Source organism: Pigmentiphaga sp. NML030171 (genome assembly GCF_002188635.1).
Taxonomy (GTDB): domain Bacteria; phylum Pseudomonadota; class Gammaproteobacteria; order Burkholderiales; family Burkholderiaceae_B; genus Pigmentiphaga; species Pigmentiphaga daeguensis.
This window is the reverse complement of record NZ_NINX01000039.1, coordinates 111,246-135,965: the sequence shown is the minus strand read 5'-3', so window position 1 is coordinate 135,965 and position 24,720 is coordinate 111,246. Positions and strand designations below refer to the sequence as shown.

General features: G+C 69.2%; 27 protein-coding genes. 15 read left to right on the top strand and 12 right to left on the bottom strand.

Going from position 1 to position 24,720, the window contains the following annotated elements; translation table 11 throughout:
- Window positions 1–4: 4 nt before the first annotated feature.
- From CDO46_RS19340 to CDO46_RS19330, 3 genes are all read right to left on the bottom strand, one after another.
- A complete protein-coding gene (locus CDO46_RS19340) occupies window positions 5–1,657 on the bottom strand; it encodes a bifunctional aspartate transaminase/aspartate 4-decarboxylase (RefSeq protein ID WP_087840105.1) in 1,653 nt (550 codons plus the stop codon).
- Between the two features lie 32 nt (window positions 1,658–1,689).
- Window positions 1,690–3,381: an aspartate-alanine antiporter gene (gene aspT / locus CDO46_RS19335; RefSeq protein WP_087840104.1), complete on the bottom strand. Its 1,692-nt coding sequence runs from the start codon at window positions 3,379–3,381 to the stop codon at window positions 1,690–1,692.
- A gap of 179 nt (window positions 3,382–3,560) precedes the next feature.
- Window positions 3,561–4,184 carry a DNA-3-methyladenine glycosylase I gene (locus tag CDO46_RS19330; RefSeq protein WP_087840103.1) on the bottom strand — a complete coding sequence of 208 codons (624 nt, stop codon included), beginning with the start codon at window positions 4,182–4,184 and terminating at the stop codon, window positions 3,561–3,563.
- Window positions 4,185–4,267: 83 nt separating this feature from the next.
- Here CDO46_RS19330 and CDO46_RS19325 point away from each other — a divergent pair, with 83 nt between their 5' ends.
- Window positions 4,268–4,603, top strand: a complete 336-nt coding sequence (locus tag CDO46_RS19325) for a co-chaperone YbbN (protein WP_087840277.1) — start codon at window positions 4,268–4,270, stop codon at window positions 4,601–4,603.
- 12 nt (window positions 4,604–4,615) lie between these two features.
- Here the strand turns inward: CDO46_RS19325 and CDO46_RS19320 are convergent, their stop codons facing one another.
- From CDO46_RS19320 to CDO46_RS19305, 4 genes are read right to left on the bottom strand one after another with little or no spacing between them, the layout of a single operon-like run.
- Window positions 4,616–5,341 (bottom strand): ROK family protein, encoded by a 726-nt coding sequence (locus tag CDO46_RS19320; RefSeq protein WP_087840102.1) that lies wholly within the window; start codon window positions 5,339–5,341, stop codon window positions 4,616–4,618.
- A complete protein-coding gene (locus CDO46_RS19315; protein ID WP_087840101.1) occupies window positions 5,338–6,675 on the bottom strand; it encodes a lytic murein transglycosylase in 1,338 nt (445 codons plus the stop codon). Before CDO46_RS19315 ends, CDO46_RS19320 begins: the two co-directional genes overlap by 4 nt.
- Window positions 6,672–7,427: a glutamine amidotransferase gene (locus CDO46_RS19310; protein WP_347944230.1), complete on the bottom strand. Its 756-nt coding sequence runs from the start codon at window positions 7,425–7,427 to the stop codon at window positions 6,672–6,674. Before CDO46_RS19310 ends, CDO46_RS19315 begins: the two co-directional genes overlap by 4 nt.
- 43 nt (window positions 7,428–7,470) lie before the next feature.
- A complete protein-coding gene (locus CDO46_RS19305; RefSeq protein ID WP_087840275.1) occupies window positions 7,471–7,782 on the bottom strand; it encodes a hypothetical protein in 312 nt (103 codons plus the stop codon).
- Window positions 7,783–7,984: 202 nt separating this feature from the next.
- On the opposite strand from CDO46_RS19305, the gene CDO46_RS19300 reads away from it, so the two are divergent.
- Window positions 7,985–8,359: a hypothetical protein gene (locus CDO46_RS19300; RefSeq protein ID WP_087840100.1), complete on the top strand. Its 375-nt coding sequence runs from the start codon at window positions 7,985–7,987 to the stop codon at window positions 8,357–8,359.
- An 11-nt stretch (window positions 8,360–8,370) separates the two neighbouring features.
- Here the strand turns inward: CDO46_RS19300 and CDO46_RS19295 are convergent, their stop codons facing one another.
- A complete protein-coding gene (locus tag CDO46_RS19295; protein WP_087840099.1) occupies window positions 8,371–9,450 on the bottom strand; it encodes a sterol desaturase family protein in 1,080 nt (359 codons plus the stop codon).
- Window positions 9,451–9,568: 118 nt separating this feature from the next.
- On the opposite strand from CDO46_RS19295, the gene CDO46_RS19290 reads away from it, so the two are divergent.
- The 3 genes from CDO46_RS19290 to CDO46_RS19280 are packed head-to-tail and all read left to right on the top strand — an operon-like array spanning window position 9,569 to window position 11,441.
- Window positions 9,569–9,973: a group III truncated hemoglobin gene (locus CDO46_RS19290; RefSeq protein ID WP_087840274.1), complete on the top strand. Its 405-nt coding sequence runs from the start codon at window positions 9,569–9,571 to the stop codon at window positions 9,971–9,973.
- Entirely contained in the window at window positions 9,964–10,407 is a 444-nt protein-coding gene (locus CDO46_RS19285; RefSeq protein ID WP_087840098.1) for an Rrf2 family transcriptional regulator, read from the top strand. The genes CDO46_RS19290 and CDO46_RS19285 overlap by 10 nt, the downstream gene beginning before the upstream one ends.
- Window positions 10,404–11,441 carry a nitronate monooxygenase family protein gene (locus CDO46_RS19280; RefSeq protein WP_087840097.1) on the top strand — a complete coding sequence of 346 codons (1,038 nt, stop codon included), beginning with the start codon at window positions 10,404–10,406 and terminating at the stop codon, window positions 11,439–11,441. Before CDO46_RS19285 ends, CDO46_RS19280 begins: the two co-directional genes overlap by 4 nt.
- Window positions 11,442–11,450: 9 nt before the next feature.
- Here CDO46_RS19280 and CDO46_RS19275 read toward each other — a convergent pair whose 3' ends face one another.
- On the bottom strand, window positions 11,451–13,436 hold the full coding sequence (locus CDO46_RS19275) for a protein-L-isoaspartate(D-aspartate) O-methyltransferase (RefSeq protein WP_087840096.1): 1,986 nt from the start codon (window positions 13,434–13,436) through the stop codon (window positions 11,451–11,453).
- A 293-nt stretch (window positions 13,437–13,729) separates the two neighbouring features.
- Between CDO46_RS19275 and CDO46_RS19270 the strand changes: the two genes are divergently transcribed.
- On the top strand, window positions 13,730–14,086 hold the full coding sequence (locus tag CDO46_RS19270) for an SRPBCC domain-containing protein (RefSeq protein ID WP_087840095.1): 357 nt from the start codon (window positions 13,730–13,732) through the stop codon (window positions 14,084–14,086).
- Window positions 14,087–14,206: 120 nt separating this feature from the next.
- On the top strand, window positions 14,207–15,355 hold the full coding sequence (locus CDO46_RS19265; RefSeq protein ID WP_254914638.1) for a putative sulfate/molybdate transporter: 1,149 nt from the start codon (window positions 14,207–14,209) through the stop codon (window positions 15,353–15,355).
- On the opposite strand, the gene CDO46_RS19260 is transcribed toward CDO46_RS19265, so the two are convergent.
- A complete protein-coding gene (locus CDO46_RS19260) occupies window positions 15,345–16,400 on the bottom strand; it encodes an ornithine cyclodeaminase (RefSeq protein ID WP_087840093.1) in 1,056 nt (351 codons plus the stop codon). The two genes, CDO46_RS19265 and CDO46_RS19260, sit on opposite strands and share 11 nt — an antisense overlap.
- 9 nt (window positions 16,401–16,409) lie before the next feature.
- Window positions 16,410–17,285: a dimethylarginine dimethylaminohydrolase family protein gene (locus CDO46_RS19255; protein ID WP_087840273.1), complete on the bottom strand. Its 876-nt coding sequence runs from the start codon at window positions 17,283–17,285 to the stop codon at window positions 16,410–16,412.
- 191 nt (window positions 17,286–17,476) lie between these two features.
- Here CDO46_RS19255 and CDO46_RS19250 point away from each other — a divergent pair, with 191 nt between their 5' ends.
- Both CDO46_RS19250 and CDO46_RS19245 read left to right on the top strand, forming a co-directional pair.
- Complete coding sequence (locus CDO46_RS19250; protein WP_087840092.1) at window positions 17,477–17,896, top strand: Lrp/AsnC family transcriptional regulator; 420 nt, start codon at window positions 17,477–17,479, stop codon at window positions 17,894–17,896.
- 9 nt (window positions 17,897–17,905) lie between these two features.
- On the top strand, window positions 17,906–18,763 hold the full coding sequence (locus CDO46_RS19245; protein ID WP_087840091.1) for a PhzF family phenazine biosynthesis protein: 858 nt from the start codon (window positions 17,906–17,908) through the stop codon (window positions 18,761–18,763).
- A 35-nt stretch (window positions 18,764–18,798) separates the two neighbouring features.
- On the opposite strand, the gene arsC is transcribed toward CDO46_RS19245, so the two are convergent.
- The gene (arsC, locus tag CDO46_RS19240; RefSeq protein WP_087840090.1) at window positions 18,799–19,167 is read right to left on the bottom strand and encodes an arsenate reductase (glutaredoxin); all 369 of its coding nucleotides are present in this window, start codon (window positions 19,165–19,167) and stop codon (window positions 18,799–18,801) included.
- Between the two features lie 161 nt (window positions 19,168–19,328).
- Between arsC and CDO46_RS19235 the strand changes: the two genes are divergently transcribed.
- From CDO46_RS19235 to cyoA, 6 genes are all read left to right on the top strand, one after another.
- Complete coding sequence (locus CDO46_RS19235; protein ID WP_087840089.1) at window positions 19,329–20,570, top strand: MFS transporter; 1,242 nt, start codon at window positions 19,329–19,331, stop codon at window positions 20,568–20,570.
- On the top strand, window positions 20,567–21,061 hold the full coding sequence (locus tag CDO46_RS19230; protein ID WP_087840088.1) for an NUDIX domain-containing protein: 495 nt from the start codon (window positions 20,567–20,569) through the stop codon (window positions 21,059–21,061). The genes CDO46_RS19235 and CDO46_RS19230 overlap by 4 nt, the downstream gene beginning before the upstream one ends.
- A gap of 73 nt (window positions 21,062–21,134) precedes the next feature.
- Window positions 21,135–21,737: an HdeD family acid-resistance protein gene (locus CDO46_RS19225; RefSeq protein ID WP_087840087.1), complete on the top strand. Its 603-nt coding sequence runs from the start codon at window positions 21,135–21,137 to the stop codon at window positions 21,735–21,737.
- 86 nt (window positions 21,738–21,823) lie between these two features.
- Window positions 21,824–23,023 (top strand): ATP-binding protein, encoded by a 1,200-nt coding sequence (locus tag CDO46_RS19220; protein ID WP_087840086.1) that lies wholly within the window; start codon window positions 21,824–21,826, stop codon window positions 23,021–23,023.
- Entirely contained in the window at window positions 23,023–23,577 is a 555-nt protein-coding gene (locus CDO46_RS19215; protein ID WP_087840272.1) for a response regulator transcription factor, read from the top strand. The genes CDO46_RS19220 and CDO46_RS19215 overlap by 1 nt, the downstream gene beginning before the upstream one ends.
- Window positions 23,578–23,862: 285 nt before the next feature.
- Complete coding sequence (gene cyoA, locus CDO46_RS19210; RefSeq protein WP_087840085.1) at window positions 23,863–24,720, top strand: ubiquinol oxidase subunit II; 858 nt, start codon at window positions 23,863–23,865, stop codon at window positions 24,718–24,720.

The window sequence follows — 24,720 nt, the reverse complement described above, 5'->3', positions numbered from 1 at the left end:
CCGGCTACTTCTTGCCGCCCTTCTTCGCCTTGTCCTTGCCGGCGGCGCGCTTGCCGGCGGGTCCGGGCCGGCCCTTGCGGTAATCGTCGTAGAACTGTTCGGCCATCTGCCGCAAGGCCCGGCCGATCGCGGCATATTCGTATTCGTTCAGGTTGGCCAGCGATACGCGCCCGGCCGGCCGCAGCGTGCCGAAGCCGCTGCCCGGCAGCATCACGATGCCGGTCTCGTCCGCGATGCGGAACAGGAGATCGGTGGGCGCCACGTTCTTCTGCACCCAGGCCGCGAATTCCGGGCCGTGCAGGTCCCTTGCGATGGCGCCCAGGTCGAGCAGCGTGTAGTAGTCCACCGCATTCTCGTCCTGGCTCCTGGCGATGCCGAGTTCGCGGTACAGCGCCGCCTGGCGCCGGCGGATCAACTTCTTGAGTTCGGCCTTGTAGCCGTCGTGCTCGTCCATCAGCGCGAACAGCGAGAACAGGGCCATCTGCACCTGCTGCGGCGTGGACAGTCCCGCCGTGTGGTTCAACGCCACGGATCGGCTGTCGGCCACCAGCCGATCGATGAATTTCAGTCCCGGCACGTCCGGCGTGAGCGAGGCATAGCGCTCGTTCAGGGCCTTCTTCATCGACGACGGCAGGCCGCGCAGGATCTCGTCCATGACGTTGTCCTGGTGCACGGCGATGGCCCCCAGCCGCCAGCCGGTCGCGCCGAAGTACTTCGAGTACGAATAGACCAGGATGGTGTTGCGCGGGCACGTGGCGAACAGCGACTGGAAATCGTCGGCGAAGGTCCCGTAGACATCGTCGGTCAGCACGATCAGGTCGCGCCGCCGGGTCTCGATGATGTTCCGGATGCGCTCCAGCCCATGGGCGTTGATCTTGTAGGACGGCGGATTGCTGGGGTTGATGCAGAAGAAGACTTTCACCGCCGGATCGAGCAGCTTGTCGATCTCGGCGTCCGGATATTGCCAGCCCTGGTCCGGATCGGCATTGACGTAGACCGACTCCAGCTGATAGCCGTTCAGGCGCGGGATCTCCATGTAAGGGGTGAAGGCCGGCATGCCTATCGCCACCTTGTCCCCGGCCTTGATCAACCCGTTTTCCTTCATCGTGTCGAAGACGTAGGTCATCGCGGCGGTACCGCCCTCGGTGGCGAACACGTCGATGTGCTGGTTGCTCAGGAACCCGCCTATCATCTCCTTGACCAGGTAGGTTCGGACGATTTCCTCGGTGATCCGCAGCATGCGCGGCGGCACCGGATAGTTGTCGCCCAGTACGCCCTCCACCATCTCGTGCAGGAACTCGGACGCGGACAGCCCCATCTGGTCGCGCACGTAGCTCAGGGCGCGCCCCAGGAACACCACGCCTTCCTGGTCCCGGTTCTCGGCGATGTAGGCGTTGAAGCGATTCTCGATGCCCTCGATCCGGGGCAGCCCCCCTATGCCGTGCGGCATGTAGGAAAAGGACAGCTCGGATTCCAGCGCGGCGAACAGCCCCAGCCGGAAGAATGCGCGCCGCGGCACGATGGCCAGGAAGTTGGGATTGCCCCGTCCGGCGTTGAGCATGAGCCGGTTCTGCTTGCTCGATGCCAGTTCGATGAGCGCGTCCTTCAGTTCGAAAGGACTCAGTTTGGCGTACCGACTGTAATCCGCTGTCGACATGACGGCCTCCGTGGATGGCTTGCGATGGGACCCTAGGCAAAGGCGACGACCAGCGGGCCGAGCAGGGTCAGGAAGACATTGGCCAGGGCATAGGTCACGGCGAAAGGCACCGTGGGAACCGAATTGCCCGCCTTGTCCAGCACCTCGCCGAAGGCCGGGTTGGCGCTGCGGGACCCGGACAGCGCGCCGGCGAACACGGCCGCGTTGTCGTAGCGCAGCACGTAGCGGCCGAACAGCATGGTGATGAGCAGCGGCACGATGGTGACCGCCACGCCGATCAGGAACAGCGACAGGCCGCTGGTGCGTATGGTGTCGACGGCCTGCAGCCCGGATTGCAGCCCGACCACCGCGACGAACCCCGCCAGGCCCAGGTCCCGCAGCAGCGTCGAGGCGCCGGTGGGCATGTTGCCCACGCTCATCCTGCGCGTGCGGTACCAGCCGAACAGCAGCCCGGACAACAGCGCCCCGCCTCCGCTGCCCAACGTCAGGGGAATGGACCCGATGCGCAGCACGGCCAGCCCGATGACCAGGCCCAGGGCCAGCCCCAGGCCGTGATAGACCCAATCCGTCTTGTCGCTGGGCACGATGACCGTGCCGACGCTGTGGGCCGCGCGCTGGATGTCGTTGCCCGTGCCGAACAGCACCGCGACGTCGCCGGCCCGGATGACCGTGTCCGGCTCCATCGGCAGCGGCCGGCCGTCGCGTTTGAGGCCCAGCACCACGATGCCGTGGCGAATGTCGGCGGCGATGCCCGCCCGTATCTGCGCGACGGTCTTGCCCAGGTAGGCGGGGCCGGTGATCAGCACGTCGCGCGTCAGCATGACCATGTCCATGCCGCTGGACGACAGCACCTCGTCTCCCAGCGCCTGGCGCGCGGCCATCACCGCCGCCCGCCTGCCGGCCAGCAGCACGATGTCGCTGGCGTGCAGCTTCAGGTCGGCCTGCGCGGGAATGATCTGGCCGTCGCGCTTGATGCGTTCGACCGTCACCGCCATGCCGTCGGGCGCCAGCGCCTCGATTTCGCCCACGGTGGTGCCCGCAGCCGGCCCGGCCCGGTAAAGCCGTCCCACCACCTCGGGCGCGGCGAGCTGTTCACCCGCGCCGGGCACGATCATGCCCGCGTTCATCGAAGTCTCGGCCTTCACCGCATCCTCGCGGATGTCGCGGCCCATGAACTTCGGCAGTACGTTGACGCAGATGATGATGGCCCCGAACGAGCCGAAGATGTAGGTCACGGCATAGCCGATGGCCACGTTGGCCTGCAGGCGCTGGAGCTCGTCGGGCGGCAGGCCCAGCTTGGCCAGTGCCGAGCCGGCGGTGCCGATGATGGCCGACTGCGTCAGCCCCCCCGCCGCCACCCCGGCGGCCAGGCCCTTGTCCAGGCCGAACATGCGCGCCAGCACCACCACGGTCACCAGGCCGGTGATGGCCAGCACCGCGGCCATGGCGATTTCCTTCAGGGATTGGCGCCCGAGGGACTTGAAGAACTGGGGGCCGCTCTCGAAACCGACGGCATAGATGAACAGCGCGAAGAGCACCGCCTTGACGCCGTTGTCGATGGAGACGCCGAGCTGGCTGAACAGCACCGCCACGAGCAGCGAACCCGCCACGCCGCCGAGCTGGAACCTGCCGAACTGGAACTTGCCTATCCAGAAGCCGATCGCCAGCGAGAGAAACAGCAGGATTTCCGGCGACTGCCTGATGGCCTCGAGTACCCACGTCATGATCTGCCCCCGTGTGAATGCTGCGGTCCTTCGCCCGCGGCACACCACTCGTGACACCGGGGATCGGACAGGGAAACCAACCGGTAACGCGACAAGGCACTGCATCCAGCCCGGATACTCTATCCGAAGTCATCGCAACGTGCTACCTGTGCACGCCGCTTCATAAGGGGCGTCCGCTTTCAGGGCCGCTTGCGCCGGCCCAACGCGCCCGGCCGCGGGAAGGCGGCGCGCAGCGCCTCCACCTCCTTCCTGCAGACGCAGTCCGGTCCGTGGTCGTTGACCATGCCGACGGCCTGCATCAACGAATACATCGTGGTCGGCCCCACGAAGCGCCAGCCGCGCCGCTTGAGCTCCTTGGACAGGGCCCGGGATTCCGGCGACTCGGCGCGCGGCGGCCCGTCGTAGGTACCGGCGGGTTCGTAGCGCCACAGGAAGGCCGCGAGCGAGCCTTCCTCGGCACGCAGTTCGCGCGCCCGGCGCGCGTTGTTGATCACCGCCTCGATCTTGCCCCGGTGCCGCACGATGCCCGTGTCGGCCAGCAGGCGTTCGACGTCCCGGATGCCGAAGGCAGCGACCTCGTCGACGTCGAATCCTGCGAAAGCCTGCCGGAAGGCCGGCCGCTTGCGCAGGATGGTGAGCCAGCTCAGGCCGGCCTGGAAGCCCTCCAGGCTGATGCGCTCGAACAGCGCCGCCTCGCCGTCCAGGGGGCGGCCCCACTCCTCGTCATGGTAGGACACGTACAGGGCATCGTTGCCGGCCCACGCGCAGCGGCGCGGCGGCTGGTTCGGTTCATTGGCGTGCATGGCTGGGGGACGAAAAAAGGAAATCCGATATATTCTCGCCCATGAACTCCGCGCGGAACCCACCGGCGCCCGCTTTTTTTCCCATGGAACAGATCGACATCGACGACGGCACCGCCGACCGCTTCCTGCTGGATGCCCCCGGCACCTCGCTGCTGGTATTCACCAGCGACACCTGCCCCAACTGCCGGCTGGCGCGCGCCCAGCTTCCCGACATGAGCCTGCCGGTGGCGCGCATCTGCTGGATCGATGCGGGCCGCAACCGCGGGCTGGTCGAACGCTACGAGGTGTTCCACCTGCCCTCGATGTTCGTGGTCAAGAACGGCGTCTACTACGGCGCGGTGCAGGCGACCCTGGCCGATTGGGACATCAGGCGCCAGGTCTCGCTGGCGCTGGACAGCTATCCGGCCGAGCTGCCGTAGGGATCGCGCCCGTCAGGCGTGGGCGGGATTCCAGCGTCGCCACAGCGCCGCCCCGCCGGCCAGCCCGGCATCGTTCGAGCCCACGCTGACATGAGGCGGCAAGCCCGCCTCCACCTCGCGCGCGTTGCCGCCACCCAGGTGGATGCGGTCCGGCTTGAGCAGGACGTCGACCAATGCCAGCGCGCGCCCCAGGCGCCGGTTCCAGCACGGCCTGCCCTCGGCCCGCAGCGCCGCGTCCCCCAGGCATTCCTCGTAGGTCTTGCCATCCTCCATGGGATGGTGCGCCAGTTCCAGGTGCGGCATCAGCTCGCCATCGCGGAACAGCGCCGTGCCCACACCCGTGCCCAGCGTCATGACGAACTCCAGGCCGTCTCCCAGCGCAAGGCCATAGCCCTGCATGTCGGCATCGTTGACCATCCGCGCGGGGCAGCCCAGCCGGTCGCCCAGCGCCTGCGCCAGCGGAAACCCCACCCACGCGGGGGAACCGAGGTTGACCGCGGTCAGCACGCGCTGCCGGCGGATGACGCCCGGAAAACCGATGGAGATCCGATCGTAGCCTTCCAGCATGGCGGCCATGCCGGCGACCTCGTCCAGCAGCCGGTCCGGCGGGCATGGCCTGGGCGTGGATACCCGCAGGTGCCGGCCCAGCAGCCGGCCCGCATCGTCGATGACGGCGGCCTTCAAGCCCGTGCCGCCGATGTCGACCGCCAGGATGCCCGGTCCGGGCGCTGCCTTCATGCGCCGCCCCCCGGCTGCGGCTCCGGTGCCGGCGCGGTACGCGGCAGTGGATCCTGCCGCAGCGTCCGCAGGATGCGCTGGCCCACCCGCCCATCGACGGCCAGGCCGGCCCGCTGCTGTTCGGCGGCCACGGCATCGCGCGTGCGGGTGCCCGGAATGCCGTCCGGCGTGCCGACGTCATGGCCTCGCGCCAGCAGCAACGCCTGCAACTCACGGATCTCGGCGCGCGACAGGCCGGGATCGTCGGTCGGCCAGGGAGTGGCGATGGGCGGCTCACCGCGCAGCCGGTCGATCAGCAGGCTGACGGCCAGCGCGTACTTGTGCGAGCCGTTGTAGCTCAGGATGGCGTCGAAATTGCGCGTGGCCAGGAATACCGGGCCCTCCGCGCCGGTTGGCGCGAACAGATAGGCGGGCGAATCGGGTGCCGGCTCGCCGCCGCGCAGCCGATCCGGCCTGCCGCCGTCCACCCGCGTGACGCCGCGGGCGGTCCATTCGGCCAGCGTGCGGCGCTCCGAGCCCGCGAACTCCTGGCCCGCGGGCACGCCTGCCGCCACGCCGGCCGGCAGCTTGACCTCGATGACCGGCAAGAGCCCCCGCGTCCACCGCGCCCGCCGCTTGCGCAGATGGCTGGCCGTGGACGCCAGCGCGTCGGGCAGCGATCCGTACAGGTCTATCCTTCCGTCGCCGTCGCCGTCGGCCGCGAGCTCGTAGTAGGAGGTCGGAATGAACTGGGTCATGCCGAAGGCGCCGCTCCACGAGCCGACGAAGGTATCCGGCTGCACCAGTCCGTCGCGCAGCATCCGTATCGAGGCATAGACGTTCTTGATCCACAGCGGCTTGTTCTCGGTGCACGCGCGGGTCAGCCATGCATCCAGCACCCGCGTTTTGCCCAGGACCCGGCCGAAGTTGGTCTCGATGCCGAAGATGGCCACCATCACTTCGCCATCCACTTCGTAGCGGGCGGCGATCTCCGATAGCGGCGCCGCCTCGGCCTCCATCAGCTTGCGCCCGTCGACCACCCGTTCCTCGTCCACGGTCTTGGCCAGGTAGTCCCACCAGGTCTCCCTGCCTTCGGGCTGAGCCCGCGCCGAGGCCACCGTGGAAGCCAGCAGCGTCGCGCCCTGGGTGTAGGTATCGAAATCGGCCACCTGGATGCCGTTGGCCGGGGCTGCCGGCCGCAGCCGGGCCAGGCAGGCGCCGGTATCGAGTTGGGCCTGGGCCTGGGAGGCGGCGAGCATGGCCAGGCTTGCGGCCAGCAGCCTGGCGCGGGCGAGAACCTGCGTGGAAATGACGGTCTCCTTGGTCGAATCGTGGATGAAGGTCGCAGCACTCATCGAGCGTCCGCCGATGCCGCCGGCGCGGCGATGCGTTCGAAGAAGCGCCGCATGATGGCATGGGACACCGGCGTCTCGGCCACGCCCGAGCGCAGCGCCTGCACGTCCAGGCCTTCATCGGCCAGCCCGGCCCGCATCACGTCGAAATACGCCCTCATGACGGGCACCGTGAACTCGGGATGGAACTGCACCGAGACCGCATTGGGGCCATAGCGCAGCATCTGGTGGCTGTCCTTGCCGTTGCGGGCCAGCACGGCGGCGCCGGCTGGCGGCTCGGCCACGGTCTGCTCGTGGATGAAATGGGCGGCGAAGATCGACGGCATACCCGCCACCAGGGCATCGCCGGCCGCCGCCGGAGTCAGTTCGACCTGCTGGGTGCCGATCTCCCGCCCGCCCTCGAGGTAGCCGACACGCCCCCCCAGCGCATAGCTCATCAGTTGGTGGCCATAGCAGATGCCGAACAGGGGCAGCGACGCGTCCATGGCATCGCGCACCCAGCTCGCACAGGCTTCGCTCCAGGGCGCGTGGTCGGTCACGTTGGCGCGCGAGCCGGTGATCAGCGCGGCCGCGTAGCGCGACGGCGCCTCGGGCGTCTCGCCCTTGTAGGCGGCCACGCGGGCCAGCCGCCCGGGATTCAGGCCGGCCACCTCGCCCACCATGCGATCGAAGCCGCCATAGGCCGCGCCGACCGCCTGCGGCGGGCCGCCGGTCTGAAGGATGAGGATGGGAAGCATCTGGGGCACCTCTGCCATGGACATCCTTCCATGACACCTTATTTCCCGCGTCGCGGCAACCTCAGGCGGACGTGCCCGCTTCGCCGATCAATCCGCCCAGGAGCAGCACCGCCAGCAGGAACCAGAAGATGGCGCCCAGCACCGAGCGGTTCAGCAGCGAGCGTATGCCGGCGTAGAGCAGCAGCAGGCCCAGGACCAGCAGCGCGAAATTGAACAGGGTCGGGCTCATGCCCAGGGCCTCGGCCAGGCCGGAGGAAAACGCGCCGACGGCTTCGCCGAAACCGCCGAATACCGTTTTCAGCGCGGCGACGATGGTGCGGATGGCCTCGCCCAGCATGGCCCCCAGCCATTCGAAAGTGGATTCGCTTTTCATGTGCGGCGACGTGGTTGGCACGCGGCCATTATGGCCCATGCGCCGCGCCGCCAAGCCCGCCGACATCCTTGGAAACATCGCGCAGGCGGCGGTTGCAAAACCTTACAACCCATGTGGGCGCGGACATGTGGCGACGCGCCGAAAGCCACCATACTGGCCGCTGATCCTTCCCATGGACCACGCACCGACTCAAGGAGGCATCATGGTTCGAGCTTTCGTCCACGCCACTTGCGCCGCCGCCCTGCTCGCGGCCGGCTGCTCATCGCTGATGGTGAGCGAGCCCGCCAGGATCAGCGACGGCGCGATGGTGGCCCCCAACGGCATGAGCCTGTACACCTTCGATCGCGACCCCGTCGGCCAGAGCGCCTGCAACGGCGTCTGCGCGCAGAACTGGCCTCCCCTGACCGCGCCGTCGGGCGCCACCCGCAGCGGGGATTGGATGGTCATCACCCGCCAGGACGGCGTCCGGCAATGGGCCTATCGAGGCAAGCCGCTGTATTTCTGGACCAAGGACCGGGCCCCGGGGGACCGCACGGGCGACGGCGTCAACGGACTCTGGCACCTGGCCCGGCCCTGACGCGGCCGGATTCAGGCCGCAGGCGCTCCGCCCGCCGGCCCCGCGTCCGCAGGCACGGGCAGGTGCTCGGCCTCGTCGCTGGGGATGGGGGCATAGTCGGGGCCGAACGAGACCTCGCCCAGTCTCCATCCCGCCGGCCGCCGTACCGCTCCCCAGAAACGCCGGGCGGCCTGCCACTGCTGGCCGACCAGGCCACGGTCGTTGTCGGCATCGACCATGGGATCGCTGACGCCGGTCGGGCGGATCTTCTCGCCGTACAGCGCCGTGCCGAACAGGATGTCCCAGACGGGCAGGACCTGTCCGAAGTTGCAGTTGTGCAGCGAGGGGCGTTCGGGATCCCGCACCATGTGGTGCAGGCGATGGAACTTGGGATCGACCAGCAGGCGTTCGCCGATGCGGCCGAAGCCGAAGCGCACGTTGGTGTGCGACAGGTTCTGCACCAGCTCGCTCAATAGGCCCAGCAGCGCGAACTCGGAAGGCTCCACGCCCATGGCCAGGCCGACGGTGGCCAGGATGAAGGATTGCAGCACCCCGTCGATGTAGCTGCCGCGATCGTTGGTCCAGCAGCTCATCTGGCGCTGGCTGTGGTGCATGCTGTGCAGCGCCCACCACCACGGAATGGCATGCTGGGCCCGGTGCATCCAGTAATAGACGCAGTCGTAGACCAGGTAATAGACCAGGAACAGCAGGTAGGGATGGTCCTCGAACCAGGGCACCCAGTGCTTGAGCCCGGAGGAGACGGCGGGACCGGCCTCGGCCTCGCCGCCGAGCCCGCCCAGCATGTTGGCGAATGGCGTCAGGACCAGGTAGCTGAACAGCGGGAACAGGCCCAGCAGCATCAGCAGCGTGTACAGCCGGTCGATGCGCGTGAGTTTCCTGTCCTCCCAGCGCTCGGCCGGCGCCAGGGTTTCCAGGGGACGGAAGATGAACCCTATGATGAAGAGCTGCAGCAGCGCGATCAGCAGCGCCTCGGAGATCTCCAGCGGATTGCCCGCGGTATCGGCGATGTGCAGGAAAAGCACGGCCGGTTCGACGAGATGGGTGCTGACCCAGGCGATCAGCTGGGTCCAGAGCGATGCCAGGTAAGACATGGAAATCGGTATCGGATTCGACGCTGCGCATACTGTAGCACCCAGCCGGCCGGGACTGGCCTGGCCGGCTGGGGCAATGATAAGATACATCTAATATATATCTTATTGGGTGATGTCCATGCTCGACCTCAACCTGTGCACCGACGAGGAAATCGCCCGCCTCGTCGCCGCCTTCTACGCCCGGGTCCGGCGGGACGACAAGCTGGGCCCCATCTTCGAAGCCCATGTGGACGACTGGGACGGCCACCTGTCCAAGCTCACCGACTTCTGGTCCTCCATCCTGCGCGGCACGCGGCGCTACGGCGGCACGCCGATGACGCGGCACGCCGCCCTGCCCGACCTGGACGAGACGTTGTTCTCGCGCTGGCTGGCGCTGTTCGACCTGACGGCCGGAGAGCAGGAGAACCAGGCCATGGCCAGGCGGGCCCAGGTCATGGCCCGGCGCATCGCGCAAAGCCTGTGGCTGGGCTATCAGATGCATCGTCATCCCGATCGCCTCGCGCGCGAACTGCCATGCGCCTGACGGTCCAGAGCGACTACGCGCTGCGGCTGCTGATGCATGTCGGCGCACATGCCGACAGGTTGTGCACGATCGCCGAGGTCGCGCAGGTGCACGGCATATCCGCTGCCCACCTGATGAAGGTCACCCACCGGCTGGGCCTGCTGGGCTATCTGGAGACGGTACGCGGCAAGGGCGGCGGCATGCGGCTGGCCCGGCCGCCCGAGCGCATCGGCCTCGCCCAGGTGCTGCGCGACCTGGAACCGGACTTCCACCTGGTCGAGTGCCACGCCACCGGCAGTGCCTGTGTGCTGACCGGACATTGCCGGTTGACGGGCATACTGGATGCCGCGCTGCAGCGCTTCCTGCAGCACCTGGATCACTACACGCTGGCCGATCTGCTGCCGGCGGACGGACCTCCCCTCTTTTCCTCGTTTCCCATCAAGGCCGCGTCATGAATCTGCAAGAACTGCTGGGCATCGCCCTTCCCGTCATCCAGGCGCCCATGGCCGGTTCGCAGGCCAGCGCGCTCGCGATCGCCGTATCGAACGCGGGCGGCCTCGGGTCGCTGCCCTGCGCGATGCTGGGGCCCGACGCGCTGCGCGCCGAACTCGACAAGCTGCGCGCCGGCACCGACCGGCCCTACAACGTCAATTTCTTCTGCCATGCGCCGCCCGTTCCCGACGCCGCGCGCGAATCGCAATGGCGCCAGGCCCTCGGCCCGTACTACGCCGAATTCGGCATCGATCCGGCCGGCATACAGCCCGGCCCCGGACGCGCGCCGTTCACGGCCGAGATCGCCGACCTGGTCGAACCCTACCGGCCGCCCGTGGTCAGCTTCCATTTCGGACTGCCCTCGGCCGACCTGCTGGCCCGCGTGAAGTCATGGGGATCCAAGGTGCTGTCGTCCGCCACCACCGTCGGCGAAGCGCGCTGGCTGGAAGACCACGGCGCCGACATCATCATCGCCCAGGGCAACGAAGCCGGCGGCCACCGGGGCATGTTCCTGTCCGACGACCTGGACACCCAATCGGGAACCTTCGCGCTGCTGCCGCAGATCGTGGCGGCGGTGCGCGTGCCCGTGGTCGCGGCCGGCGGCATCGTCGACGCGCGTACGGTCGCGGCGGCGCGGGCGCTGGGCGCGGCCGGGATACAAGCCGGGACGGCCTATCTGCTGTGTCCCGAATCCACCGTCAGCGCCATACACCGCGCAGCGCTGAAACACCCCGCCGCGCACACCGCGCTCACCAACCTGTTTTCCGGCCGTCCGGCGCGCGGCATCGTGAATCGCGTGATGCGCGAACTCGGCCCGATGTCGCCGGCGGCGCCGGCCTTCCCGCTCGCGACCTCGGCCATCGCCCCCCTGCGTGCCAAGGCCGAAGCCCAGGGCTCGGGCGATTTCTCTCCGCTCTGGTGCGGGCAGAACCCCGGCGCCTGCCGCGAACTGCCGGCCGCCCAGGTCACGCGCGAACTGGGCGCCGCCTGGGGCTGATCCGCGCCGCTAGACGCCGAAGGGATAGGTCTCGGGCGCGCCCGCGCCCGGCCCGCCGGCCAGCGGCTGCACGGCGCGCGTCGTGTCCAGCCACAGCCACGCGTCGAACTGCCGGGACAGCGAGGCGTCGGCGTAGTGGCTCATCAATTCCGTTCCCGGCCGGTAGATCACGCCTATGTAGCGCTCCAGGCGCGGCTGCCGCAGCTCCTGCGCCAGCGCCTCGCCGCCCGGCGCCTGGAAGTCCAGCAGGAAGCGGGGAATGCCGCACTCGTGCGCCAGGCGCTCGACGCTGTCCTCGCGCGACGGGCGGACCTCCATGATCTCCATCCGCCCGCCCCAGTCGTGCGCGGCGGCCACCGTACCCGTGTGCGTGTCCATGCCCACCAGCGCGGCCGCCTCGCCCAGGTGTTCGCGGCACAACTGCCCGATGTTCAGCTCCCCGCGCGACTGTCCCATCTCGGTGGCGGCGGCATCGCCGATGTGCGAGTTGTGCGCCCAGACCACCGCCCTGGCCGTCGGCCCATGGGCCTCCAGCAGATGGGCCAGCGTCTCGTACATATGGGTGTCGCGCAGGTTCCACGACTCCGCCGTCCCGTAGTACATGGCCCGGTAGTAGCGCTCGGCCGCGGCCACCAGCCTGGCGTTCTGCGCCGCGTCCAGGAAGGCGCCATCCTGGCCTTGCGCATACTCCATGCGCCGGGCCAGCAGGTCCTTCAGTTGCGCCACCACTTGTTGCTCGCAGCCCCGGTAGCCATCGGTCAGCACGGCGCGGCCGTATACGGCCGGATCCTTCTGCCACGGCGTCAGGCAGCCATAGCGCTCGCGCGCCACACCGGCCGCCTCGGGATCGACCCGGTCCAGGTAGGCCAGGACCGCGCCGATGGAGTCCGACAGGCTGTACAGGTCCAGGCCGAAGAAACCGGTCCGCCGCGACATCGCCCGCCCTTCGTTGTGCGCCCGCAGCCATTCGACGAAGGCGGCGACGTCGGTGTTGCGCCACATCCAGCGCGGAAAGCGCTGGAAGGCCGGCATCGCCACGGCCAGGTGCGGCAAATGCCTGACGTGGCGGTCCACGGCCGCCGCGTCTGGCCAATCCGCTTCCACCGCGACGATGTTGAAGCCATGGTGCTCGATCAGGCGCCGCGTGATGGCCGCCCGAGCCTGGTAGAACTCGGACGTGCCGTGGCTGGCCTCGCCCAGCAGCACGACACGCCGGTCGCCCCAACGGTCGAACAGGCCCCCCGCGGCAGCCTCGTCCAACCCGGCAAACGCCTCGGCCCTGCGCCCCATGCGCGCGGAAAGGCTTTCGGCGCGGGGCGTAGCCGCGTGCTTGCTTGCCGCGCGCGTATCGTCCCACCCCTGTTCCCCCACCAGCGGCACGAAGCGCACCGGCCCCAGGTCCTCCCTGGCCAGGCGGCCATGGTCCCCGCGCACCATGCGCAACAGCCGCTGGCGCTCGCGGCTGGCGCCCACCGGCATGATCAGCCGCCCGCCCGGCGCCAGTTGCCCGACCAGCGCCGGGGGCACCTCCGGACCGCCGGCCGCGGCCAGGATCGCGTCGTACGGGGCGCCCTGCGGCCACCCCAGCGTGCCGTCCCCGACATGCACGTCCACGTTCGGGTAGGCGCGCAGGTTCTCGCGGGCCCTTGCTGCCAGTTCAGGCCTCAGTTCCACCGTTTCCACGCGGGCCGCGAGACCGGCCAGAACCGCCGCCGCGTACCCCGAGCCGGTACCGATCTCCAGCACCCGGTCGCGCGGATCCAGGCGCGCGGCGGCCGCCATCAGCGCGACGATGTAGGGTTGGGAGATCGTCTGCCCTTCCCCTATGGGCAAGGGCGTGTCGTCATACGCGAACTCGCGCATGTCGGCGGGCACGAATGCCTCGCGGGGCACCGCTCCCATCGCGGCCAGCACGCGCGCGTCCTCCACGCCGCGTCCCGCGAGCTGCCGCTCGACCATGCATGCGCGCCTGCGCGCCGATTCGGTCTCTTCCATGCCGGTCCCCTGCCGTGGTGGGCATGGCCCCAGCTTGGCGCCTCCGGCGGCATGGCGCATCTCGCGCGGTTAAAGATGCAACCTTCGCGCGCGCTCATCCGCCCGCGCCCGCGCCGGAACCGCGCGTCCCTGCCGGCGCCGAAACACTTTGTAGGCGATCGCGCCCGCCACGCCACCTATCCCGACATGGCTTCCGGGATATTGTGGACACTGTACACAAAATTCGCTACGCTGCGCGTCTCCCTGCCCGGCGATTCCGCCCGCCGGGTGTCCCGCAGCCAGGAAACTCCAGCATGAGCCGAACGATAGACGTCTCCACTATCCGGCATCTTCCCGTTCCCGCCGAGCACGCCTTCGACGCCTGCCTGGCCGCCATCGCCCAGCGGCGCGCCGTCGGCCAGGAGCGGGACCAGGGCGCGTACCTGATCGTGGACCGGCCGTATTGCGTGGCCTTCGAATGGCATGCGGCCAACGCCGCGCGCGCGGACGTCGTCACCGTCGCGCTGATCGACGCCGATCCCGGCTGCAAGATCAAGGTCACCCAGCAACTGGACGTCGAACACGCCTCGGATGCCGAACGCGTCCGCAAGGACTGGGCACGCATGCTGGACGGCATGTCCCGGGCGCTGCGCGCGCGGGCCTGCGCCTGAGGCCCAGCCGGGCCGCCATACGGCCCGCGTGTTTACACGCCTCGCAGCGTGGCCGACAATCGTCCTTTCCTTCGTCCGCATAGCCAGGGGGTCCGGGTGCAAGAGCCCGCCAGTCGCTCCGTGCCGCAACCGTCCGCCACGGGCAATCGCTACGACCGCATGGAATGGGCGGGCGCCTTCGGCGATCTCGGCACCCTGATTCCCTTCGTCGCCGCCTACATCGGCGTGCTCAAGCTCGATCCCTTCGGCGTGTTGTTCGCCTTCGGCCTGTGCATGCTGGCCTGTGGCCTCCATTACAAGACGCCCATCCCCGTGCAGCCCATGAAAGCCATAGGCGCGGTGGCGGTCACCCAGGCCGCCCAGACCGCGGTGGTCACCCCGGGAGCGGTCTACGGCGCCGCGCTCGCGACCGGCGTTGCCTGGCTGTTCCTGGGGCTGAGCGGCATGGCCGCCCGGGTGACGCGCCTGGTTCCGCCAGCCGTGGTCCTGGGCATCATGCTGGGCCTGGGCTTCGGCTTCATGCTGGAAGGCGTGAAAATGATGCAGACCGACTGGCCCATCGCGGCGCTGGCGGGCGTGGGCACATTGCTGCTGATGGGCAATCGCACGCTGCCCGCGATGTTCGTGCTGCTGATCTTCGGCGCGGCGGTGGGCGCCTGGCGCCAGCCCACGCTGCTGCATGAACTGGCGCAGGTTCCGCTGGGGCTGCCCACGCCCTCGTTCGCCCTGTCGGACATCAGCTTGCACGAACTGGCGATCGGCGCGGCGCTGCTGGCCCTGCCCCAGCTCCCGCTCACGCTGGGCAATGCCGTCATCGCGGTCAAGGAAGAGAACAACCGGCTGTTCCCCCAGCGCCCCGTGTCCGAGAACGGCCTGGCGACCTCGACCGGCATCATGAACATCTTCAGCTCGGTGGCCGGCGGGGTGCCCATGTGCCACGGCGCCGGCGGCATGGCCGGCCACGTGGCCTTCGGCGCCCGCACGGGGGGCGCACTGGTCATCCTGGGGGTCATCCTGCTGGTGCTCGCGCTGTTCTTCAGCGCGGGGATCTCGCTGCTGTTCAAGCTGTTCCCGCTGTCCATCCTGGGCGTGATCCTGTTCCTGACCGGTGCCCAGCTGGCCCTGGGCAGCAGCGTCCTGCCGGCGGACAGGAACCAGCGCCTGGTGGCGCTGGCCACCGCCGCCCTGTGCATGTGGAACGTCGCCGCCGGCTTCCTGCTGGGCCTGGCGCTGCACGTGATGGTGACGCGCGGCTGGGTCAGGATGTAGCGGCCGCCGGCTCGGCGGCCCGGGCGTGGGCCGCCAGCAGCGCATACAGGTTGCGCGGATCCGCAAGGTCGGGCACCAGTTGCAGGTCCTGTCCGGCTCCGGTGGCGCGGGCCAGGTCCAGCAGGCAGCGCAGGGCCGAGAAGTCCTCCAACGCGAAACCCACCGAATCGAACACGGTTGTCTGCTCCGGCGTTTCCCGTCCCGGCTGGGCGCCGGACAGTACCTGCCACAGCGGCACCACCGGCGCGCCGGCCGGCAGTTGCTGGATCTCGCCCTCGATACGGGTCTGCGCCTCGTACTCCACCACGATGCGGGCCTGGCGCAGGATGGCCGGATGCAGTTCGGTCTTGCCCGGGCTGTCGCCGCCCACCGCGTTCACATGCGTGCCCGGCGCCAGCCATTGCGGCCGCAGCACCGAGGCGCGACGTTTGTCGGCGGTCGCCGTGGTCACGATGTCCGCGCCCCTCGCCGCTTCCTCGGCCGATCCGGCGGCCGTCACGCGCAGCCCCTCGATCCCGGCCAGATTGGCCATGAGCTTGTCGGTGGCGTGGCGGTCGATGTCGTAGGCGCGGATCTCGGTAATCCCGACCAGCGCGTGGAAGGCCAGCGCCTGGAACTCGCTCTGCGCGCCGTTGCCGATCAGCGCCATGGTGCGTGAGCCCGCGCGCGCCATGGCCCCCGCCGCCAGCGCCGAGGTGGCCGCGGTGCGCAGCGCCGTCGCCAGGGTCAGGTCCGCCAGCAGCAAGGGGTACCCGGTCGCGACGTCGGCCAGGACGCCGAAGGCCAGCACGGTGGGCAGGCCGCTCAACGCATTGCCGGGATGGCCGTTGACGTACTTGAACGCATAGCGCCTGCCGTCGGACACCGGCATCAGCTCGATCACCCCCATGCTGGAATGGTGCGCCACCCGGGCGCACTTCTCGAACTCCGGCCAGCGCACGTAATCGTCGCGGATGTCCCGCGCCAGCAATTCGATCATGCGCACCGTCCCGTATCCGGCGATCATGCGGGCCACCGCGGCCGCATCCAGATAGAGAGTCTTCATACGCCCTCCTCAGGCCGCCGCGGCCTCCCTGGCGCGCGCGGGCTCGGCGCCCTCGGCCAGGCTCGCGCGATCCAGGCGCAAGGTCATGCAATAGGCACCCCCGCCGGACATCATGAAGGGCGCGAGGTCGACCGGCGCCACATGGTAGCCACGCTCGGCCAGCACCGCCCGCAGGCGATCGGAGGGCGTGGCCATGACGATCTCCCGGCCCACGCTGACCGCATTCACGCTGAAGCGTGCCAGGTCGTCTTCCGTGGCCTCGATCAGCAGTTCCGCCGGTACGCGTTCGCGCAGGTTGCGCAAGGCCTGCGCGGTCAGCGCGGGCGGGAAGTACAGGATCTCGCCGCCGGCCAGCGGACAGAAGCACACATCCAGGTGGTAGCAACGATCGGAGACCAGCTCCATCGCCACCGTTTCCTTGCCGAAGAATTCGCGGATGCGCGCCAGCGACTCGCGCGACGACCGCGGTCCGTAGGCGGCCCAGAACCAGTGCCGGCGGGCATCCCAGATGGCGTCGCCCGCCCCTTCCTGGAAGCAGCCTTCGGGAAACTGCGCGACCTCCGCCAGCAGGCCCTCGTCGCGCAGCGCGCGGAACATCTCCAGGAAAGCGGCTTCCTCGCCCTGGCGCTGCGGATAGCGGAAACGGGCCAACAGGGCACGGCCATCGAGCACGATGGCCGCATTGGCGGGAAAGACCATGTCGGGCAGGCCGGGGCTGCCCGCGCGCACGACCACCTCGCAGCCGGCACGTGCCAGCGCGCGGCGCAGGGCTTGCGACGCTTCGTTCGCGGCGGCCGCGCATCCCTTGGGATCTCGCGCCCACGCATCGGGTTGCATCCATGGATTGATGCGATAGCTGACGTCGAAATACCGGGGTTCGACCATCAGGATCCTGGCTTCGGTCTTCACCGCGCACTCCTTTCAACCTGGGGCGGCCGGACTGGCCTTTGCCTTATTCTGCTCGTCCGTGCCGCCAAGAAGGAGTGCAAGAAACTGCGCATTTCTACCGACGGATTGCCATAACGCCAGACTCTGCTATCGTTTTGCCATCCTCACCCGCGCCGGGGGACACCATCATGGACGACGTCGACCATCGCCTGATCGCCCTGCTGCGCGACAACGCGCGCACGCCGGTCTCCACGCTGGCCCAGAAGCTCCGCGTCTCGCGCGGCACGGTCCAGAATCGGCTTGCCCGCCTCGAGGAACAGGGCATCATCGTCGGCTACACCGTGCGCCTGCGGCCTGACGCCGAACCCCGCGGCATACGCGCGTGGATGAGCATAGAAATCGAGGGCAACACGGCCCGCCGGGTCCTGCAGTCGCTGCGGGGCGAACCGGCCATCCAGGCCTTGCACACGACCAACGGCCGGTGGGACATCGTGGCCGAGTTGCGCGCCGGAAACCTCGAGGACTTCGACCGCGCGCTGGAACGCATCCGGTTGATCCCCGGCATCGCCAACACCGAAACCAATATCCTGCTTTCCAGCTACGTTTGACCCCGATCCATGACGACACCGCTCCCCTCTCTCCACGATTTCAGCCAGGTCGACGTGTTCACCGCCGTCCCGCTGCAAGGCAACCCCCTGGCCGTGGTGCACGGCGCCGACGATCTCGATGAAACGCGCATGGCCGCGCTTGCCCGCTGGACCGGGTTGAGCGAGACCACCTTCCTGCTGCGCCCCACCCAGGACGGAGCGGACTACCGGGTACGCATCTTCACGCCGGCCGGCGAACTGCCTTTCGCCGGCCATCCCACGCTGGGCAGTTGCCATGCCTGGCTGCGGGCCGGTGGCCAGCCGCGGGGAGCGGACATCGTGCAGGAATGCGGCGTGGGCCTGGTCCGGATACGGCGCACGCAGGGGCGCCTGGCATTCGCGGCGCCACCGCTGCGCCGCGCGGGCGACGTCGATCCGGCCACGCTCGCGCAGGCCGCGCGAGGCCTGGGCATCGCGCCCGATGTCATACGCGCCGCCAACTGGGTGGACAACGGACCGGCCTGGATGGCGGTCATGCTGGCCACGCGCGCGCAGGTCCTGGCGCTGAAGCCGGACCACGCAGCCATGGGCACGCTCAAGATCGGCGTCGTCGCGCCCTGGGATCCCGCTCTGGATGGCACCGAGGCGCAGTTCGAGGTACGCGCCTTCGCCCCCGGCCTGGGCGTGCCCGAGGATCCCGTGACCGGCAGCCTGAACGCCGGCATCGCGCAATGGCTGATCGGCGCCGGGCTCGCCCCGGGCCGCTATGTGGCCAGCCAGGGCACCGCCCTGGGCCGCGCCGGCCGGGTGCACGTCAGCCGGGAAGAAGATGACATCTGGGTGGGCGGCGACGTGGCCGACTGCATCGAAGGCCGGATCCTGCTCTAAGGCCAGTACCTTGCGTGGATCAAGCGAGCCTCTTTTTAGCGGGAACTGGCCCCAGGCAGCAGCTCCAGCACCGTCTCCATCGGCCGGCACAGCCGCGTGCCGAGCGGCGTCACGACGATGGGGCGGTTGATCAGGATGGGATGCTGCATCATGAAGTCGAGCAGTTCGTCGTCGCTCCATTTCGGATCGCCCAGCCCGAGCTCCTTGTAGGGACTGCCCTTGACCCGCATCGCCTCGCGTATCGGCAGGCCCATCGCGGCGATCAGGGATTTGAGCGTGTCGCGGCTGGGCGGCGTCTTCAGGTACTCGATCACGGTGGGCTCCAGGCCGCGCTCTTCCAGCAGGGCCAGGACCTTGCGCGAGGTGCCGCAGGCGGGATTGTGATAGATGGTGATGTCGCTCATGGGGCCTCCGTCGTGATTCCTGCACCGCGGTCCCCGGAAGGAACCGCGTTCGAGCCCCGCATCATAGCCCGCGTCCGGCGGCCATGTTTTTGTGCACTGCAACCTGCACCTGCTAAGCTATCGGACCCGCATTCGCGCCCCCGCGGCCATATCTCCCCTCCATGCACGCCCCCGCCTCCCCGACCGCAGCACTTCCCGATTCCGCCGCCGCTTCCTCGCGGCCGCCCTCCTTCGGCCGCGCCCTGCTCGCGCTCGGATTGGGCGGGTTCGGCATAGGCACCGGCGAATTCGTCATCATGGGGCTGCTTCCCGACGCGGCCCAGGATCTCGGCATCTCCATCCCGACCGCCGGGCACCTGATCAGCGCCTACGCGCTGGGCGTCGTCGTGGGGGCGCCGGTGCTGGCGGTCCTGGGCGCCCGCATGCCGCGCCGCGCGCTGCTCGTGGCGCTGATGGTCTTCTTCGCGCTGGGCAACTTCGCCAGCGCGGCGGCGCCCGGCTACCTGTCGATGATCCTGATGCGCCTGATGACCGGCCTGCCACACGGCACCTACTTTGGCGTAGCCGCCCTGGTGGCCGCGCACCTGGCGCCGGCGGGCCAGCGCGCGCGTGCCGTGGGCTACGTCATGCTGGGCCTGACCGTGGCCACGCTGATCGGCGTGCCGCTGGCCACGGGCCTGGGCCAATGGCTGGGATGGCGCGCCGCTTTCGCGCTGGTGGGCGTCATCGGCGTCCTGGCCTCGCTGCTGGTCTGGCGCTGGATTCCGGACATCCCCGCCAGCGAAGGCGCCAGCCCCTGGCGCGAACTCGGCGCGCTGCGCCGCAAACAGGTCTGGCTGACGCTGGGCATAGGCGCGATCGGCTTCGGCGGCATGTTCGCCGTGTTCAGCTACATCAAGCCCACGATGATGGAACTGGCCGGCCTGCCGGTGCACGGGGTCCCCTTCGTTCTGGCGCTGTTCGGCGTGGGCATGGTCACCGGCAACCTGGCCGGCTCCCGGCTCGCGGACAAGGCGCTGATGCCCACCATAGGCGGGCTGCTGGTCTGGTCGGGGCTGGTGCTGGGGCTGTTCTGCCTGACCGCCTCCAGCATCTGGCTGGGTGCGTTCAACGTCTTCCTGATCGGCACCGTCGTGGCCATCGGCCCGGCCTTGCAGATCCGCCTGATGGACGTCGCAGGCGACGCGCAGACGCTGGCCGCGGCCCTGAACCATTCGGCCTTCAACCTGGCCAACGCGCTCGGCGCGTGGCTGGGCGGCCTGACGATCTCGGCCGGCCTGGGCTGGGCCTCCACCGGCTGGGTCGGCCTGCTGCTGGCCGCGGGCGGCCTGGCCATCTTCGGCCTGGCCTGCGCCGACATGCGCCGCGCTCCCTTGCCCGCCGGCCGGACCGGCCATTCATGAGCGGCGCCGCGCGATCCACCCCGGCCCGCGCGTCGAGCGCCGGCCTGCTGTTGTATCGCCGCGGCGCGCATGACTGGGAAGTCCTGCTCGTCCACCCCGGCGGCCCGTTCTGGCGCAGGCGCGACGCCGGCGCCTGGTCCATCCCCAAGGGCGCGCCCGAACCCGGCGAGGACGACGCGGCCGCCGCGCTGCGCGAATTCCACGAAGAAACGGGCACCCTGCCGGCCGGCACGCCCGTGCCGCTGGGCCGGGTCCGGCAGAAAGCCGGCAAGGAAGTCGTGGCCTTCGCCCTGCAAGGCGATTTCGACCCCGCCACGCTGCGCAGCAATACCTTCGAACTGGAATGGCCCCCGCGCAGCGGCCGCCTCCAGGCCTTCCCCGAGGTGGACCGCGCCGAGTGGTTCGGCCTGGATGCCGCGCGCGAAAAGCTGATCGAGGGGCAGCGCCCCCTGATCGAGCGGTTACAAGATTTGCTGGGCGCCCCCGGCTAGACGCTGGTACCGTACGAGGTGGATACACCGCGTATGGGGACGCGCGGCGTGCCGAACCACGGAGGGAACAGACATGGCAGATGCTCCAAATCCCGCGCCTGTGCCGGGTGGCGTCGACTTGACCGGAACCTTGAAAGCGCTGGGCGCCCGCTGGGGCTGGTTCGTCGCGCTGGGCGTGCTGATGCTGGTCCTCGGCTTCGTGGCCGGGGCCTACGTCCTGGCCGCCACCGTCGCCAGCGTCCTGTTCGTCGGCGCCATGATGCTGGTCGCGGGCATCGGGCAACTGGTGCAGGCCTGGCGCGTGAAGGACTGGCGCGGCTTCCTGTTCTGGACGCTGGGCGGCCTGCTCTACGCCATCGCCGGCGGCGTGGCCCTGTACAACCCGCTGGCAGGCGCGGCGGTGCTGACGCTGCTGCTGGGAGCCTTCCTGATCGCCTCGGGCGCGCTGCGCCTGTGGATCTGGTTCCAGCATCGCGGCCAGCGGGGCTGGGGCTGGCTGGCGCTGTCGGGCGCCGTCACGCTGCTGGCCGGACTCCTGGTGGCCATGGGCTGGCCCGAGAACAGCCTGTGGATACTGGGCCTGCTGCTGTCGCTGGACCTGCTCTTCCAGGGCATCACGCTCATCATGCTGGGCCTGGCGCTGCGCCGGGGCCAGCCGCCCGCCTCCCAGGCCTGAACGCGCGCCGCCTCCCGGCGGCGTCCACTGCTCGTGCGTCATAATGGAGCTTGCCGGCGCGTCCGCCGCCGGCCATCTCCCATCGTATGAGCCGCACAGAAATCTCCTTCCTCCGCACGCTGTCCAGCCTGCGCTGGCTTGCCATAGGCGGCCAGGCCGCCACCATCTTCATCGCCAGCGGCCCCCTGGGCGTGGACCTGCCCCTGGGCATGCTGTGGAGCGGCGTCGCCACCCTCGTGCTGTTCAATCTCTACGCCGGCTGGCGCCTGCGCACCGGCGACGAACCCTCGCACGCGACGGCCTTCCTGCACATGCTGGTCGACATCGTCGTGCTGGCGTGGATGGTGGCCTGGAGCGGCGGCATCAGCAATCCCTTCGGCCTGCTGTTCCTGGTGCTGATCGCCCTGGCGGCGATGGCGCTGCCGAACCGCTGGGCCTACGCCACCGCGGGCGCGGGCGTGGTCGGCTACGCCGCGGCGGCCATCTTCGGCCATCCGCTGCACGCCCCCGGCGACGCCTACGAACTGCTGCTGTGGGGCATCGCAGCCAGCTTCCTGATCTCGGTCAGCGTCATCCTGATCTTCTCGACCCGGCTGGCCGCCGACCTGCGCAACCGTGAACGGGAACTGGCCGACCTGCGCGAACGCTTCGCCCGCAACGAAGGCATCGTGGCACTGGCCACCCACGCCGCCTCGATGGCGCACGAGCTGAACACGCCGCTGGCCACCATGACGCTGCTGGCCGACGAGATCGCCGCCCAGGCCGACACCGACGACCTGCGCGCCGACACCGAGATGCTGACCGAGCTGCTGGCCCTGTGCCGGGAACGCGTGCGCAATCTCGCTGTCCCAACCGAGGTGGAACTGGAACGCGTGGTGGAGCAGTGGAAACTGGTCCGCCCCACGGTCGAACTGCACCGCACCGGCGTCCTGCCGCGCGGCCTGCGCGTCGAACCCTCGGTCGCCCACCTGCTCCAGGCCCTGCTGAACAATGCCGCCGATGCCGGCGTCCAGGCCGGCGCCCCCTACGTGGACCTGCACCTGGAATGCAAGGGGGGCATGGTGCGCGGCGTGGTGCGCGACTATGGACGCGGCCTCAATCCCGACCAGCCGCTCCTGCCCGCCACGCTGTTCCGCAGCGGCAAGCCCGGCGGCCTGGGCGTGGGCCTGGCGCTGTCGCATGCCACGGTCGAACGCCTGGGCGGCGAGATGACCATGACCGCCGCCGAGGGCGGCGGCGTGCGCATCCAGTTCCAATTGCCCGTGGAAACCACTGTGACCTCATGATGACTGACCTGGATATCGGCCTGCTGGTCGACGACGACGAACTCTACCTGCGCACGCTGCAGCGCAGCCTGGCACGGCGCGGGCTCGAAACCCGCACCGCCACCACCATCGCCGAGGCCCTGCGCATCGCCGACGAGATCCGCCCCGGCTTCGCGCTGGTCGACCTCAAGCTCAGCAGCGACGACTCCGGGCTCACGCTGATCAAGCCGCTGCGCGCCCTGCGCGCTGACATGCGCATCCTGCTCGTGACCGGCTACGCCAGCGTGGCGACCGCCGTCGACGCCATCAAGCGCGGCGCCGACGACTACCTGCCCAAGCCGGCCACGGCCGACATGATCCTGCGCGCGCTGGGCCTGGAGAAGGCCGAGGCCGTCACGGTGGAATCGACCATGATCCCCCTGCACCGCCTGGAGTGGGAGCACATCCAGCAGGCGCTGCACGAAACCGGCGGCAACGTCTCGGCGGCCGCCCGCCTGCTCAACATGCACCGGCGCTCGCTGCAGCGCAAACTGGCCAAGCGGCCCGGGCCGGAGCGGGGTCCGGAACCCGAATAAGCGCCCGCCAGGCGAACACCGGTGCGACATATTGTCGCAGGGCTATTCCCTAGGCCCCACGGTCACAATTCGCCACAAATGGTGCGATGCAAGGCGCGCCCGGCCGCGCCGTTCCGGGGGACCGCTGCCAACCCCCGCCGCGCGCGACTATTTGTCGCAGGCCCCCTCTAGGCACGTTCAGTAGGATGCGGAACTGGCGGATTTCGCCAACGTTTCTACACACCAAGGCTGGACGTGAGTAAATCCTTCTTCGCGAACGCGGGACGCACATTGTGTGTCGGCGCCATGATGTTGCTGCTGGCTGGCTGCAACATGGACATCCTGAATCCCAAGGGCGACATCGGCGCCCAGGAAAAAACCCTGCTCCTGACCGCGACCGGGTTGATGCTGCTGGTGGTCGTGCCGGTCATCATCCTGACCCTGTGGTTCGCCTGGAAGTACCGCGCCTCGAACACCCAGGCCAAGTACGACCCCAAGTGGTCGCACTCCACCGCCATCGAAGTGGTGGTCTGGACCATTCCCTGCATCATCGTCGGCATCCTGGCGGTGCTGACCTGGAAGAGCTCGCACGAGCTGGATCCCTACCGTCCCCTGCAGTCCGAGGTCAAGCCGATCGAGATCGACGTCGTATCGCTGGACTGGAAGTGGCTGTTCATCTACCCCGAGTACAAGATCGCCACCGTCAACGAGATCCAGTTCCCGGTGGACACGCCGGTCAACTTCCGCATCACGTCCGCCTCGGTCATGAACTCCTTCTTCATCCCGCAGCTGGGCAGCCAGATCTATTCCATGGCGGGCATGGAAACGAAGCTTCACCTGATCGCGCGCGAAGCCGGCACCTACGCGGGCATCTCGGCCAACTACAGCGGCTCGGGCTTCTCGGGCATGCGCTTCAAGGCCATCGCCAGCAGCCAGGCGGACTTCGAGCAGTGGGTCCGCAACGCGCAGGCGTCGCCCAGCAAGATGACGCCCGAGGCCTACCAGGCGCTGGTCTCGCCCAGCGAGCACGAGCCCGTGGCCTACTACTCGGGCGCCGAGCCCAACATGTTCGACGGCATCATTTACCAGTACATGGCCTCCGCAGGCATGGATACCGGAATGTGCACGCCTGCCAACACCCCCAAGATTGCCTTGTCGGAGTAA

Coding starts and splice junctions, on each gene's coding strand:
- CDO46_RS19340 (WP_087840105.1), bottom strand. CDS start 1,657: ATGTCGACAGCGGATTACAGTCGGTACGCCAAACTGAGTCCTTTCGAA.
- aspT (WP_087840104.1), bottom strand. CDS start 3,381: ATGACGTGGGTACTCGAGGCCATCAGGCAGTCGCCGGAAATCCTGCTG.
- CDO46_RS19330 (WP_087840103.1), bottom strand. CDS start 4,184: ATGCACGCCAATGAACCGAACCAGCCGCCGCGCCGCTGCGCGTGGGCC.
- CDO46_RS19325 (WP_087840277.1), top strand. CDS start 4,268: ATGGAACAGATCGACATCGACGACGGCACCGCCGACCGCTTCCTGCTG.
- CDO46_RS19320 (WP_087840102.1), bottom strand. CDS start 5,341: ATGAAGGCAGCGCCCGGACCGGGCATCCTGGCGGTCGACATCGGCGGC.
- CDO46_RS19315 (WP_087840101.1), bottom strand. CDS start 6,675: ATGAGTGCTGCGACCTTCATCCACGATTCGACCAAGGAGACCGTCATT.
- CDO46_RS19310 (WP_347944230.1), bottom strand. CDS start 7,427: ATGGCAGAGGTGCCCCAGATGCTTCCCATCCTCATCCTTCAGACCGGC.
- CDO46_RS19305 (WP_087840275.1), bottom strand. CDS start 7,782: ATGAAAAGCGAATCCACTTTCGAATGGCTGGGGGCCATGCTGGGCGAG.
- CDO46_RS19300 (WP_087840100.1), top strand. CDS start 7,985: ATGGTTCGAGCTTTCGTCCACGCCACTTGCGCCGCCGCCCTGCTCGCG.
- CDO46_RS19295 (WP_087840099.1), bottom strand. CDS start 9,450: ATGTCTTACCTGGCATCGCTCTGGACCCAGCTGATCGCCTGGGTCAGC.
- CDO46_RS19290 (WP_087840274.1), top strand. CDS start 9,569: ATGCTCGACCTCAACCTGTGCACCGACGAGGAAATCGCCCGCCTCGTC.
- CDO46_RS19285 (WP_087840098.1), top strand. CDS start 9,964: ATGCGCCTGACGGTCCAGAGCGACTACGCGCTGCGGCTGCTGATGCAT.
- CDO46_RS19280 (WP_087840097.1), top strand. CDS start 10,404: ATGAATCTGCAAGAACTGCTGGGCATCGCCCTTCCCGTCATCCAGGCG.
- CDO46_RS19275 (WP_087840096.1), bottom strand. CDS start 13,436: ATGGAAGAGACCGAATCGGCGCGCAGGCGCGCATGCATGGTCGAGCGG.
- CDO46_RS19270 (WP_087840095.1), top strand. CDS start 13,730: ATGAGCCGAACGATAGACGTCTCCACTATCCGGCATCTTCCCGTTCCC.
- CDO46_RS19260 (WP_087840093.1), bottom strand. CDS start 16,400: ATGAAGACTCTCTATCTGGATGCGGCCGCGGTGGCCCGCATGATCGCC.
- CDO46_RS19255 (WP_087840273.1), bottom strand. CDS start 17,285: ATGGTCGAACCCCGGTATTTCGACGTCAGCTATCGCATCAATCCATGG.
- CDO46_RS19250 (WP_087840092.1), top strand. CDS start 17,477: ATGGACGACGTCGACCATCGCCTGATCGCCCTGCTGCGCGACAACGCG.
- CDO46_RS19245 (WP_087840091.1), top strand. CDS start 17,906: ATGACGACACCGCTCCCCTCTCTCCACGATTTCAGCCAGGTCGACGTG.
- arsC (WP_087840090.1), bottom strand. CDS start 19,167: ATGAGCGACATCACCATCTATCACAATCCCGCCTGCGGCACCTCGCGC.
- CDO46_RS19235 (WP_087840089.1), top strand. CDS start 19,329: ATGCACGCCCCCGCCTCCCCGACCGCAGCACTTCCCGATTCCGCCGCC.
- CDO46_RS19230 (WP_087840088.1), top strand. CDS start 20,567: ATGAGCGGCGCCGCGCGATCCACCCCGGCCCGCGCGTCGAGCGCCGGC.
- CDO46_RS19225 (WP_087840087.1), top strand. CDS start 21,135: ATGGCAGATGCTCCAAATCCCGCGCCTGTGCCGGGTGGCGTCGACTTG.
- CDO46_RS19220 (WP_087840086.1), top strand. CDS start 21,824: ATGAGCCGCACAGAAATCTCCTTCCTCCGCACGCTGTCCAGCCTGCGC.
- CDO46_RS19215 (WP_087840272.1), top strand. CDS start 23,023: ATGACTGACCTGGATATCGGCCTGCTGGTCGACGACGACGAACTCTAC.
- cyoA (WP_087840085.1), top strand. CDS start 23,863: ATGATGTTGCTGCTGGCTGGCTGCAACATGGACATCCTGAATCCCAAG.